13 protein-coding genes are annotated in these 12,571 nt (G+C 37.9%); 1 reads left to right on the top strand and 12 read right to left on the bottom strand.

Annotated features, from left to right (window positions below):
- Positions 1-147: 147 nt before the first annotated feature.
- From asnB to FD29_RS11105, 9 genes are all read right to left on the bottom strand, one after another.
- On the bottom strand, positions 148-2,055 hold the full coding sequence (asnB, locus tag FD29_RS11145; RefSeq protein ID WP_057888987.1) for an asparagine synthase (glutamine-hydrolyzing): 1,908 nt from the start codon (positions 2,053-2,055) through the stop codon (positions 148-150).
- Positions 2,056-2,069: 14 nt separating this feature from the next.
- Complete coding sequence (locus tag FD29_RS11140; protein WP_057888986.1) at positions 2,070-3,239, bottom strand: metallophosphoesterase family protein; 1,170 nt, start codon at positions 3,237-3,239, stop codon at positions 2,070-2,072.
- Between the two features lie 116 nt (positions 3,240-3,355).
- Positions 3,356-3,880: a GNAT family N-acetyltransferase gene (locus FD29_RS11135; RefSeq protein WP_057888985.1), complete on the bottom strand. Its 525-nt coding sequence runs from the start codon at positions 3,878-3,880 to the stop codon at positions 3,356-3,358.
- A gap of 67 nt (positions 3,881-3,947) precedes the next feature.
- On the bottom strand, positions 3,948-4,622 hold the full coding sequence (locus FD29_RS11130; RefSeq protein WP_057888984.1) for a hypothetical protein: 675 nt from the start codon (positions 4,620-4,622) through the stop codon (positions 3,948-3,950).
- A complete protein-coding gene (locus tag FD29_RS11125; RefSeq protein ID WP_057888983.1) occupies positions 4,612-5,439 on the bottom strand; it encodes an ABC transporter ATP-binding protein in 828 nt (275 codons plus the stop codon). The genes FD29_RS11130 and FD29_RS11125 overlap by 11 nt, the downstream gene beginning before the upstream one ends.
- Complete coding sequence (locus tag FD29_RS11120) at positions 5,439-5,927, bottom strand: hypothetical protein (protein ID WP_057888982.1); 489 nt, start codon at positions 5,925-5,927, stop codon at positions 5,439-5,441. The genes FD29_RS11125 and FD29_RS11120 overlap by 1 nt, the downstream gene beginning before the upstream one ends.
- Positions 5,928-5,960: 33 nt before the next feature.
- Positions 5,961-6,506, bottom strand: coding sequence for a DNA-3-methyladenine glycosylase I (locus FD29_RS11115; RefSeq protein ID WP_057888981.1), 546 nt, complete (start codon positions 6,504-6,506; stop codon positions 5,961-5,963).
- Between the two features lie 153 nt (positions 6,507-6,659).
- Positions 6,660-7,148: a universal stress protein gene (locus tag FD29_RS11110; RefSeq protein WP_057888980.1), complete on the bottom strand. Its 489-nt coding sequence runs from the start codon at positions 7,146-7,148 to the stop codon at positions 6,660-6,662.
- Between the two features lie 80 nt (positions 7,149-7,228).
- Entirely contained in the window at positions 7,229-8,341 is a 1,113-nt protein-coding gene (locus FD29_RS11105) for a glycerate kinase (protein ID WP_057888979.1), read from the bottom strand.
- A 61-nt stretch (positions 8,342-8,402) separates the two neighbouring features.
- Between FD29_RS11105 and FD29_RS11100 the strand changes: the two genes are divergently transcribed.
- Entirely contained in the window at positions 8,403-9,206 is an 804-nt protein-coding gene (locus tag FD29_RS11100) for a tyrosine-protein phosphatase (RefSeq protein ID WP_057888978.1), read from the top strand.
- A 258-nt stretch (positions 9,207-9,464) separates the two neighbouring features.
- Here the strand turns inward: FD29_RS11100 and FD29_RS11095 are convergent, their stop codons facing one another.
- From FD29_RS11095 to FD29_RS11085, 3 genes are read right to left on the bottom strand one after another with little or no spacing between them, the layout of a single operon-like run.
- Positions 9,465-10,226, bottom strand: a complete 762-nt coding sequence (locus tag FD29_RS11095; RefSeq protein WP_057888977.1) for an ABC transporter ATP-binding protein — start codon at positions 10,224-10,226, stop codon at positions 9,465-9,467.
- Entirely contained in the window at positions 10,171-11,124 is a 954-nt protein-coding gene (locus FD29_RS11090) for an ABC transporter permease (protein ID WP_057888976.1), read from the bottom strand. The genes FD29_RS11095 and FD29_RS11090 overlap by 56 nt, the downstream gene beginning before the upstream one ends.
- Before the next feature lie 25 nt (positions 11,125-11,149).
- On the bottom strand, positions 11,150-12,121 hold the full coding sequence (locus tag FD29_RS11085) for an ABC transporter substrate-binding protein (RefSeq protein ID WP_057888975.1): 972 nt from the start codon (positions 12,119-12,121) through the stop codon (positions 11,150-11,152).
- Positions 12,122-12,571 lie beyond the last annotated feature (450 nt).

Below are 12,571 nucleotides of genomic sequence, written 5' to 3'. Positions count from 1 at the left end.
AGTACTGTTTAGAATACTCTCATTTTCTATATATCCACTTGACTAATCGTAGGAATTGTTGAGAGTGGAACAAAAAAGTACCAGTAATCACTAACTTCTAAATCTGCTAGTAATTACTGGTACTTTTATATTTTATAATTCATCAATTTATTTTTCATCTTCTGGAACAAGTACTTGTGGATCGACATCTGGTTTCTTACCACCATCGATGAAGTAAACCTTGTACCAAATCAAGAATGTATAGATTGTCCATACTTTACGACGGTCATCGTTCAAACCTTTGTAACAGTCATCAAGCATCTTCAAAATAGCATCTTGATCAAAGAATTCAGCGGCAAAATCTGAACTGAACAACTTACGGAAGTCTTCGTAAACTTCCTTAGTCTTGATCCAGTCACGGATTGGCACTGGGAATCCTAGTTTTTCACGTTTAGCCCATTCTTCTGGAAGTGCACGTTCAGCAGCAACACGAAGTGCATACTTGCTATCTTTGCTGTTCAAAAGATATTTAGTAGGTACACCGGCAGCGACTTTAGCAACTTCCTTATCAAGGAATGGTACACGTAATTCCATTGAGTTGGCCATACTCATACGGTCAGCTTTTAGGATGATATCATTGGCCATGAATTGGTGAAGGTCAAGATATTGCATCTTCTTAACTTCGTCATCATAGTCTTTAACTTTGTTATAACTCTTCATAACAATGTCTTTGACTGAACGTGATTTTTCAAATTCTGGTTTAACCAAATCACTGGCTTCTTTTTCAGTAAAGATCTTAGCTTGACCGATAAAGAATTCTTCAGCCTTAGCAGTTGATTCGTACAAGTGCAAACGACCTGGGAAGTTAGGCATCTTCTTTAGACCATGAGCCAACTTGTATTTAACACCCTTAGGAAGTTTCTTCAAATCTTCTGCAACGACACGGATAGCCTTGGAATGTGAGTGGAAACCGTAATTTGCGTATCCAGCAAACAACTCATCGGCACCTTCACCTGAAAGGATAACGGTAACGTCACGACTAGCTAATTTTGTTAGGAAGTATAGTGGCACACATGAAGGGTTGGCATCTGGTTCATCCATGTAATATTGGATCAAAGGTAGTGACTTGATAGCCTCTTCCTTTGTAACGATACCACGAGTATTTTCCAAACCAAGCTTGTCAGCCAACATCTTAGCAGCTGAACCTTCTTCATAAGTACTTGTATCAAAATCGATCGAATAAGTGTGTTGGGGCTTCAAGATAGCTGTAACGTAACTTGAATCGACACCACTTGATAATAATGAGCCAACTGGAACATCACTGATTGAGTGTTCTTCAACTGATTCACGGATCGAACGGTCAATTTTCTTAACTGTTTCTTCAAATGACAAATTGTTTTCCTTGAAGTTCATATCCCAATACTTCTTGATACTCAATTTCCCATTTTTGTATGTAAAGTAATGTCCTTCTGGAATTCTGAAAACATTCTTGAAAAATGTTTCATTCATAGCTGAATATTGGAAAGTCAAATATGGCTTCAAAGCAGCTTTGTTTAGTTCCATCTTGAAATTAGGTTCCTTCAAGAAGGATTTGATTTCTGAACCAAAAATGAATGTACCTTCACGATTGTAGTAGTACAAAGGCTTGATACCAAAGAAATCTCTAGCACCAGTAATATCGCCTGTCTTCAAATCGTAAATAACGAAAGCAAACATTCCACGAATCTTTTTAAGCAAGCCTTCAATGCCCCACTCTTCAAAACCGTGAAGTAAGACTTCAGTATCGGTATCGGTACTGAAAACATGTCCAGCTTTTTTCAATTCTTTTCTAACATCTTGGTAGTTATAAATTTCACCGTTAAAGATAACAGCTTTTGATCTATCTTCATTATAAATAGGTTGCATACCACTGCTAATATCAATGATACTCAAGCGACGAAAACCTAACGCAGCGTCTCCATCAAAAAGTTCACCAGAACTGTTAGGTCCACGGTGCTTGATTGTATCCATCATAGCTTCAATAACAGGTTTCTTATCTGCAATATTTTTATCTACGAATCCGACAATTCCACACATAAAATAATTCTCCCTTATATTTCAAAACTTACATACCTTGTAGCGGCTCCGTAACCGAAAATCTGTAAGCGTAGTTTGTTCGGGTCGATGTTGATGAAATACCCAGAAATTTCTGAGATTTCATTATAACGTCTATCCCATTTCTTGTTATAGTCTGTTGTTAATCCATGCTTTTTCCCCATAAGGTCCGAACAATTTAATATTATATGATTAATTTCAGAAACTTTGTAGTTTTTTTCGTAATGCATGTGCCCACAAATATAAGTTGTCACCTTAGAAATCCCAGTAGATGAGAAATCATAGCGGGTATTAACGCCAAAATCTCCAGTTAATTCATTTTTCAATTGTCCAGATTCCTTATTGTTAAAAGCGACCAATAACTGTTGAACGAGATCACCGTTAAAGTTCAAAGCACTGCGTCCACTTGGACTAACGATATTAGCGTGTCCCATTACGACCACGTGCTTATCAACAGTCTGTTCCAAAACAGTGATTAAATCTTCTAGCTGCTGTTCTCTGACCCCTCTAACCTTCTTGAAGTCATACTTCTTAGAACCATTACTAAGAATATAAGGAATATCACTGGTGTCAATGAAGACAATACGTATATCGCCCTTATCGTACCAGCCAATTCTAGAAACGGGATTCAAACGAAGAATCTCTGGTTGTTCAAAATCATGCTTTGTGACTAATGAATCATAATCATTCCGGTGAAACGATGCTGTTTTGAAAAACCGATGTTCATCGTATTTATCATTCTCGTCATGGTTTCCCTCAATGATAAAGAATGGCGGTTTGCTCTTTTGATAGTTTTCAACCGCGAAATGCAAAATGCCTCTGCTGATTTCCGGTTGATCGCTGCCATCCATCAAATCGCCTAAATGAACGTTAAGGTCAACATTCATGTCACTGCTGACTTGATTGGCCTCAATAATATGCCGTGCCCCGTTGATTCCATAGTAGGAAGCACTAGCGACGGCCTTAGCATGAGTATCAGTCAAAACAGAAATTGTGAGCGTCTCATCAGTCACATTAGGCAATACGTTGTTCTTATATATACCCTCGATGTAGTCGATAAAAAACGGTCTAGGCTTTAATCTACTCAAAAAGTTATCTGTTTGAGCTGAAATAAATTCTGAAGGTTTAGGTGAAATTACCCTTCTTGCAATATTTTTGATTTTCAATTTTCCGTTCTCCCAATATCCATACTGTGGAAAAATTATAGTAAAAAAACCATCTAACGATGGTTTAATTATGGTTCAATTATATATCAAAAGCATAAAAATTAATCTTAGTTAGCTTACTTCAAAAGAATTTGATAAGCCTTTCTAATACCATGATCTTCGTCCATTGTTATTGTACCTTGTTCGACAAATCCGTTGCTTGTAATAACGTGTTGCATAACCAAGTTATCCGGATGAGTATCGATTCTAACATCAGAGTAGCCGAGATAATGCGACATTGTAAATAACTGTTGGATCAACGCTGCAGACAAGTGCTGTCCTTGGTGTCCGGGTTCAACAGCGATACGGTGAATAACTGAATATGTTACTTCAGATTTATCAGACCATGAGCCAGATGTCATGTCTTGATAGTTTTTATCGTAGCCTTGTTGCAAAGCAGCTGTTCCTACGACCTCACCATCTAACATTAAAACATAACTTATGTCCTCTTGAATATCTTGCTTCAATATATCGTTATTAGGATAACCCGCTTGCCATTGATCAACTCCGCGGTCTCGTAAGGTTTCCTTAGCACCCGCAATGATATCAATGATTCTTGGCAAATCGTCAAGTGTTGCCTGACGTAAATAAATATTACTCATAAATTGCCTCCTAAACTTCATCAAGATATTAAAACAGAAACACATACCACATTGCAATACTTTTTACTTAATTTTTCTTGTTTTCATGATATAGAAAACCACTGATTATATACAAGATGTCTGCGTAGATAAATGTCTGCCCAGCCAGTGGCAAAAGTCGTGTGATTGAATCTTCAGTTTGAACTGTCGTTATTAATTTTGATAAAGGTGGCAAGATCCACTCAACAACATTGAGCAATCCGACCGTACTGCCCGACAAAGCCAAAAGAACAAAAACTAATGTGCCAATTTGACCAAGGCTTTGATGGCGATACCACTGTGTTTTGAACAAGGTAGCTATTCCAGTTCCCAGCATCCCCACAGAAATCAAAGTCAAAATTCCCGATACATCCAAAAGTATGTTTCGATTGAATATCTGACTAAATATAAAAATTAAAATACCTGAAAATATATTAACGATCAACGCTACTAAAAATTGTGCCAACGCATCCCACCAGTAACTGTTGACCTTTTGTTTTAAATACTCATTTTGCTGACTGTCATTATGATAAGCGTTCATCATTGAAAAGAGTGCTAGAAAAAACATTTCGATCATCAACAGACTGAATTTCTTAACTGAACTGATGTCCAGCAATTGATCCGCTACGAATCCAAAAATGATGATGGCAAAGAGCATCGTCAAATAAAGAAAGTCTTGAAAAAATAATTTTAAATAACTTCTCATCAATACTTTAATTTTCAATATCCTTTGCCTCCTCAAATTGATAATTGAGTCTGGTCATCTTTTGAATCATTGAATCTTTGATCCCCAAAGGAATAATCATCTCGATCAAACCATTCCGATTGACAGTGATATATTCTTCAATATCTTTAGTGATGGCAACTGATTTAACATTGACGCCAAAGACTAGCAAGGTTTTTAATTCCGTGTTAGTCGTCGATTGGATTTTCGTCAAACGGTTGTCCTTTAACAAATAATCATTGTCGATATAATGATTGATCGTATCGTTAAAACGCGTACCAGCTAAAATCACTCCGGAACCATTGTCTTTTAAGTCTTGAATCAAGTTCAACATATTCATGATCGTCTTATTGCTCTGGAAAGCAAACGGTTCATCCAGCAACAATACATTCGGGTGTCCCGCTACGGCAGCTAAAAAGTCGATCCTGCGTCTCAGCCCTAATGATAATTGTTGTACCGGAACATTCAAATAAGGACTGATTCCTAAAAAGGTGATCATCCCTTCCAACTGTTCTTTCCTAACAGCTAAATTCTTCGACAAACGTCTAGTATCCTCTAAGTATTTGGTCACCGTCTGGTCGATGATTTGAGGATTATATTGAGGTAAATAGCCGATTCTTGTCCCCGGTGTGTAGTCAATCTGGCCACTGTCTGGGGTCTGATTATTCGCAATTGCTTCCAAAAGCTGAGTTTTACCGCTACCATTATCGCCGTTGATTCCAATGATCTCATTTTGAGATAAAGAAAAAGCTACATGCTTAAATGCAAAGTAGCCCCCGTTTTGCAATGATAAATCATTGACTGATAGTAATTTCATTATTGCCAAGCCGCAATTGCGTGAGCTGCCAAGCCAATTGTTAAGATGGCATCTTTTGAGATCGAGTTTCTAACATCGGCGACGATGGTATTGTCATAAACTGCACCAATTACGGTGAATGAGAAACTGATAAGGTCAATATCGGTCTTGGCTTTGTAATCACCTTCGGCATATGGATCTTCGTGATTATAAGTAAAATTGATATCATGGTCAGCAAGCGAACCATCAACGTGATTTACTTGAACGCGGTCGTGCAACTCAGTTAATTTTTGATCAGGGTTTTGTAAAGTCAAACGGTGATCAGATTCATTTTGATAGTAGTCATCTTCAGTCATATCAAAGTATGTTTTGATAGGCTTTCTTAAAACTTCTAGTTCGTCCAAAATATCGTAGACTTTTTGAGCGTCGAATTTTTGAGATTTATCTTCAATGCTCTTTCTGTTTGTGTAAAGCCAATCGGCTAAATTGCTAATAGTTTCAGAATTCATAATTATCCTCCGTCAGTACCATTATACTGGTTTTCATTTAAAATCACAGGAATCTAGATGGTCATTTATCACGCCCACAGCCTGTAAAAATGAATAAATAATCGTTGGTCCCACGAATCGAAATCCTCGTTTCTTGAGGTCTTTACTGATTTGTTGAGATAACTTCGTTTGTGCCGGTACTTGATTCATATCACTATAATGATTAATTATCGGCTGATTATCAACAAAATTCCAAATATATTCGAAAAAATTTTCACCCTTTTTGTGCATAGCTTGAATAATTTTGGCGTTGTTGATTGACGAATCGACTTTTAAACGATTGCGGATAATACCCTTGTCCTCTAATAATTCAGCTCGTTTGTTGGCATCAAAATCAGCTACCTTATCAATATCGAAGTTGTCGTAAGCTATCCGATAAGTCTTACGTCGATTGATTATCGTAGCCCAAGAAAGACCCGCCTGAGCCCCTTCAAGCGTCAATATTTCAAAAAAGTAACGTTCGTCATGACTAGGTTTGCCCCATTCAGTATCGTGATATTGTTGCATAGCTTCTGAACTATCAGCCCAAGCACATCGCATAGCAAATTCTCCCCATAAAAGAAGCGATAGAATCCCTTAAAAAGGTTCCCTATCGCTTTTATTTTATTGCTTAAATAGTTGCTCTCACAGTATTCCAGCGTCTAACGAAATTCCATGGAAGACGGCAAGTACCAAGAGAGACACTTTTAAATATTATTTCTTTTTCTTATCAACTAATTTGTTGTTGTCTGTGTCAGTTCTGACGATAATAACATCAGTTCTAGCATTACGTGTAACATACTCTGATACTGAACCAACCAACAAACGAGTAACGGCGTTCATACCAGTTGAACCGATCATGATCAAGTCGTTCTTGTATTCTTCAATAAACTCTTGGGAAATAACGGTCTTAGGTTCACCAAAACGTACGTGAATAGCGATGTCATCTTCCTTGAAGCCATCTTTGACTGCACCGTCTTTTAATTCATTAAGATATTTTTGTGCATCTTCAGAGAGTTGATAAATAACATCTCCATTAAGCATTCCACCGTGTAAACCGATGAATTGTTTTGTATCCAAAACAGTCAAAACGTCCAAGTGTCCACCGTTCATTTGAGCAACTTTCACAGCCTTCTTAAAGGCCATTTCAGCTTCTTTTGATCCATCAACGGGAACTAAAATTCTCTTATAATCTTGTTCCATAATTCAATCCCCCAATGCACTTATTGAAAATCCTTTAATTTTAGATTAATGCATTCATATGTATTATTCAATAAAATACCTTATTTAAAAGCCAAAAGAGTGCGAGTCAATTGGTTTGCCACTGACTCATAGTTCTCAAAAATGGTAATTTCATCATCGTATTCCGTCATCTGAGTTGAGAATATTCCTGTAAATAACTGTTCATAATCTTGGAAATTATCAATAAAATTATTACATAGTACAAATGTTGGAATCTTTTGCGATCCGGCAACATGACTTAAATGGTACAAAATATCATCATGCATTGAATCATTTGAAATTTTTTCTGTGGCAGTCACCAAAACGTCAGCCGAACTGATTCTTTCATTCATGCCGGTAACTTGTGCCACCCACTCAAACGACGATCTCAAAATACGTGCATTAATCATTGCAAACGCCCCAGCCAAAGTCTTTATCGAATCCGAATGTGGCATCGGGTGTATATCTAAATTATACTTCTGATTCATTTTTTCGGTAACATAAACTAAATTATCTTCCAAAAAACTTTCCTGTGCTTGATTGAGATACTCCACGGTATCACAGAGTTTCTCCGCAGTTGAAAAATTCAAAAGGACGGTAATATGAGTTCGTTGGCCCAATAATTTATAGACGGCACTCATATCGATTCTGTGAGCTCCAATCAGCGGGTTTTCACCTTCTGGTATCAATGACCCACTCTCGTCATAAATCTTGGCTCCAAGTGCTTGTAAAGCTCCCAAGCCACCATCTGCCACGGCTGTCTTTCCCAAACATAGGACAATGTTCTTTAATCCGCTCGTAACCGCATCGATAATGAATTCGCCAATACCATAACTTGTCGCATGAAACAATTGATCTCGGGTTTTATTTTTTGCTAAATCTACGCCTACGACTTGTTCTGAATCCATAATAGCGGTATCTTGACTATCGATATTAGTTACTAAATAACGTCCTTCCTTATTGTTCCAAAAAGCGTCAAAAAAAGGCAGTTCGATCCAACGTCCGCCAATCGTATGCTCAACTAAAGCGGGCATACCATCTTTACTATCAGTAACTGGTATTGTGACGATCTCCGCATTTGGCATAGCGCGCGAGATACCACTGTAAATAGCTTGACCGATTTTGGTCGAACTGATGTGATCATTATATTTTCCTGGTGCAATGATGAACTTCATAATATGATGACTCTTCCTTTTGTTATAATAGTAAGTAGAAAAAATAACCGAGGTAAATAAAATGGCTAACGATAATGAACGTGTTTTAAACCTTGAAAAAGGTGTTAATTTCCGTGAACTAGGCGGCTACAAGACAACCGATGGTAAAACTGTCAAATATCACAAGGTCCTCAGATCAGCTGGCTTGGCTGACTTGACTGATAATGACTTACAATTCTTGAAGGATTACGGACTAAAAATCGACGTTGATTTCCGTTCTAAAGCTGAAACAACTAAGAAACCCGACAAATATCCTGCCGGTGTCCGTTACGTTTGGGCCCCTGTTTTCAAAGAAGATGAAACCAAATCCTCTGAAGTCCAAAGCAAAGGCTACATCCCCGAAATTGATGGCGATCCAACTAATGGATACGCTCACATGGTTCAAGTTTACCGTGATGTTATCACAGACGAAAGTTCAAAAGCTGCTTATCGCAAATTCTTTACGCAATTGTTATTAAATAAAAACGAAGGCGAAACTTTGATTTTCCACTGTAGTGCCGGAAAAGATAGAACTGGTATGGGCGCAGTCTTCTTATTGTCTGCTTTAGGGGTACCTTTTGAAACTATCAAGGAAGACTACTTATTGACTAACGTTGCAAGCAAAGAATTCGTTGATGACTTAGTTGCCGACCTCAAAGCCAAAGGTTATACTGACCCAGATCTTGTGAACTCGATTCGTGATCTTATGACTGTTCACTACAACTATTTAGCCACAGCTATCAAAACTATCGACAAAATGTATGGTGGCATGGATAAGTATATCAAAAATGAATTGAAGCTCACCTCTACTGAGATAACATCTTTGAAGAAAATTTATTTGGAATAGTCATAAAATTCTCAAATTGGAAACATTGGCATCATAATTTCTTCACATTTAGTTTGTATGATGTATTTGTAAGTTAAAGGAAATCAAAAAGCTTTAACTTATCCCCCCTATAAAAAATCTTCATAATAAAAATGATATAGATATAGATAATGATTTTCAAAACATAACAATAATCCATCCTTCCCCCCTGATAAGTGGATTATCACAAATTAAAAACCAGTCACTGAACTCTACTTCAGTAACTGGTTTTTTTCTGCCCTATTTTTCGAAAGCAGCTAATAATTGTTGCGTATCTAAATTATCCTTCTGGGCACCTTTAACATCTAATTTGATTTGGCCATCTTGGACCATCACCAACCGATTGCCATATTTCAAAGCATCTGACATCTTGTGCGTGATCATCATCGTCGTCAAATGTTCTTTTTTCACGATCCGGTCAGTAATTTTCATAACTTCATGACTCGTCTTAGGATCAAGCGCTGCTGTGTGTTCATCGAGCAACAATAATTTTGGCTTACTCAACGTTGCCATCAACAATGACAAAGCTTGGCGCTGACCACCGGATAAATACTTAACTTGCGTGTTCATGAAATTTTCCAAGCCCATATTCAAAGTCTTGAGCAATTCTTGATATTCTGCGACGTCGCCTTTTTTTTGATACCACTTCAAATTGACCGTATGAGTGTGATCTTGAGCTAAGACTAGATTTTGCATAACCGTCAAATCACCAGCAGTGCCCATTTTAGGATCTTGGAAAACTCGCGACATCCACTGTGAACGATAAGCAACTGATTTTTTAGAAACATTATGTGAAACCAAATTGATTTCCCCAGCATCTGCATGCAAGGTACCAGCAATCGTATTCAGCAAAGTTGATTTGCCCGCACCATTGTTACCAATCACAGAAATGAAGTCACCGTCATCGACTTGTAAATTGATATTTTTGAGCACATGACGCTCATTATCAGTCCCCGGAAAGAACACCTTTTGTAGATTCTTCACTTGTAGTACTTTCGTCATTGTCTGGTTCCTCCATTTGTTCTAAATATTTCTTTAATTGGCGTTTGGTTCTGATACGTTTTTGAATAATTGGTACACAGATAACGATAACTAAGATGATTGCCGATAAAATTTTGAGATCATCTGGTGGGAATCCTAGTCCCATCGCTACTGTCAAAAGTAATCGATAAACGATTGCCCCTACGACCATTGCTATTAAACGCGTCAAAATATTGTGGCTACGTAAGAATATTTCTCCCACAAGTACTGAGGCCAAACCAATAACGATAGTTCCGATTCCCATACCTATATCAGCATAACCGTTGCTTTGAGCAATCAAGGCACCTGACAAAGCGATGAAACCATTAGAGATCATGTAGCCAAAAATAATCATGCTGTCGGTATTGATACCGTTGGCAGCTGACATATTTTTATTATTCCCAGTAGCTTGAAGCGACAAACCTAATCTAGTTTTGAACATCAGATAAAGCAGCACTACGACTAAACCGGTCACGATTACTCCCAAAAGGATCGTCTGCAAGTCCAAATCCAAACCAGCTGGTAAATAATCGGTCAAAACTTTTTGATTCAACAAAGGTACATTTGATTTTCCCATAATGTGCATGTTGATCGAATACAAACCAGTCATTGTTAAAATTCCGGCCAATAGTGATGGAATATGTAATTTAGTATCGAGAATTCCGGTGATCAAACCTGCTAAACATCCCGCTAAAAACCCAACTAAACTGGCAACGATTGCCGACTGCCCTTTCAACATTAAGCTGACCGCAACGGCTGCTCCAAAAGGAAAACTTCCTTCAGTAGTTAAATCGGGAATGTCCAAGATTCTAAATGTGATGAAGACGCCGATTGCTAGTGGCGCCCACAATAATCCCTGTCCAAGACTAGATATAAGCATATTTGTTACCTCCAAAAATTTCTAACTAAGGTTTCTTGATTTGATCTGGATTGATACCGATAGCTTTGGCATTATCCTTGTTAATGTAAAGTCTCAATGTGTGTGATGTTTCAACGGGCATATCTTGAGGCTTTTTCTTGTCGATCAAAATCTTGTAAGCCATCTTAGCTGTTTGTTTACCAAGATCGTTGTAGTTGATACCGTAAGTTGCTGTACCACCATCTTCAGCCATTTCGATCGAACCAGTTACGACTGGCAATTTAGCAGCTCGAGCTTTTTGACCGATTGTTTTCATTGAACTAGCCATCAAATTATCAGTTGGAATATAGATTCCGGAAACTTTACCATCCATACCAGAAACGGCACTGGCAACATCATTAGTACTTGTGACGCTGACGATATTTAATTTAAGATTGTGGTTCTTAGCATATTTTTTGACCATCTTGATTTGTAAAACCGAATTTTCTTCTGATGAGTTGTACAAAACACCGATTGGTTTGTTGTTCTTCGTCATAGTTGTCAAAAGTTTAACTTGCTTGTCGACAGGGCCAAGATCCTTTGTACCAGTGACGTTCGTACCTGGTTTTTCATCGCTCTTGACCAAACCAGCACTCTGTAAATTGGTAACCGCTGTAACAACGATCGGTGTCGATTTAGTTTTTTTAGCCAATGATTGTGCTGATGGAGTAGCGATTCCTAAGATCAAATCGTTCTTCTTTTGAGTCAATTGTTGCGCCATTGAGTTTAAATTCGACTGATCTCCTTGAGCATTTTGATAGTTGTAATTAATCTTGATTGATTTGTCATGTGCCTTAACTTCTTTATTAAGTTCTGATTTGAAACCTTTTCTAGCTGCATCCAACGAACCATGCGGCACAACTTGTAAAATCCCCACGTTCAAATTTTTTTTGTCCGCTGCTGAAGTACTATTTGAGCAACCTACTAAAACCAAAGCTGCCATTGTAATTGTTAATAAACTGATTAATGTTTTTTTCATGAAAAATTATCCTCCCAATATGTTGAGCCTTTTGACGACCCCCATAACACTTTCTAAGCGATTAAATCCTAAGTTCTCGGTTTACGGTCGCTGAAGCGACCCCATAACACTTTCTAAGCGACTAAGTCGCTAAGTTCTCGGTTTACAGTCGCTGAAGCGACCCCATAACACTTTCTAAGCGACTGAGTCGCTAAGTTCTCGGTTTACGGTCGCTAAAGCGACCCCATAACACTTTCTAAACGAACAAGCCGCTAAGTTCTCGGTTTACGGTCGCTAAAGCGACCCCATAACACTTTCTAAGCGAACAAGTCGCTAAGAAAGTGTAAAAAAAAACCAGATAGATTCGGATACGAATCTACCTGGTTTAATTAATTGGGCCCAAATAATTTTTCTCCAGATAGATTCAACCCTGTATCTATCTGGCTTTATGACATGCTTAAAAGCTTTAGC

The organism is Companilactobacillus mindensis DSM 14500 (assembly GCF_001434275.1).
GTDB lineage: Bacteria > Bacillota > Bacilli > Lactobacillales > Lactobacillaceae > Companilactobacillus > Companilactobacillus mindensis.
The sequence above is the reverse complement of the archived record's forward strand: the minus strand, read 5'-3'. Positions and strand labels throughout refer to the sequence as shown.

What these genes read in the sequence shown, in the direction of transcription:
- FD29_RS11090 (WP_057888976.1), bottom strand. Translation starts at nt 11,124, where the DNA reads ATGCTTATATCTAGTCTTGGACAGGGATTATTGTGGGCGCCACTAGCA.
- FD29_RS11095 (WP_057888977.1), bottom strand. Translation starts at nt 10,226, where the DNA reads ATGACGAAAGTACTACAAGTGAAGAATCTACAAAAGGTGTTCTTTCCG.
- FD29_RS11110 (WP_057888980.1), bottom strand. Translation starts at nt 7,148, where the DNA reads ATGGAACAAGATTATAAGAGAATTTTAGTTCCCGTTGATGGATCAAAA.
- FD29_RS11105 (WP_057888979.1), bottom strand. Translation starts at nt 8,341, where the DNA reads ATGAAGTTCATCATTGCACCAGGAAAATATAATGATCACATCAGTTCG.
- FD29_RS11115 (WP_057888981.1), bottom strand. Translation starts at nt 6,506, where the DNA reads ATGCGATGTGCTTGGGCTGATAGTTCAGAAGCTATGCAACAATATCAC.
- FD29_RS11120 (WP_057888982.1), bottom strand. Translation starts at nt 5,927, where the DNA reads ATGAATTCTGAAACTATTAGCAATTTAGCCGATTGGCTTTACACAAAC.
- FD29_RS11125 (WP_057888983.1), bottom strand. Translation starts at nt 5,439, where the DNA reads ATGAAATTACTATCAGTCAATGATTTATCATTGCAAAACGGGGGCTAC.
- FD29_RS11135 (WP_057888985.1), bottom strand. Translation starts at nt 3,880, where the DNA reads ATGAGTAATATTTATTTACGTCAGGCAACACTTGACGATTTGCCAAGA.
- FD29_RS11100 (WP_057888978.1), top strand. Translation starts at nt 8,403, where the DNA reads ATGGCTAACGATAATGAACGTGTTTTAAACCTTGAAAAAGGTGTTAAT.
- asnB (WP_057888987.1), bottom strand. Translation starts at nt 2,055, where the DNA reads ATGTGTGGAATTGTCGGATTCGTAGATAAAAATATTGCAGATAAGAAA.
- FD29_RS11085 (WP_057888975.1), bottom strand. Translation starts at nt 12,121, where the DNA reads ATGAAAAAAACATTAATCAGTTTATTAACAATTACAATGGCAGCTTTG.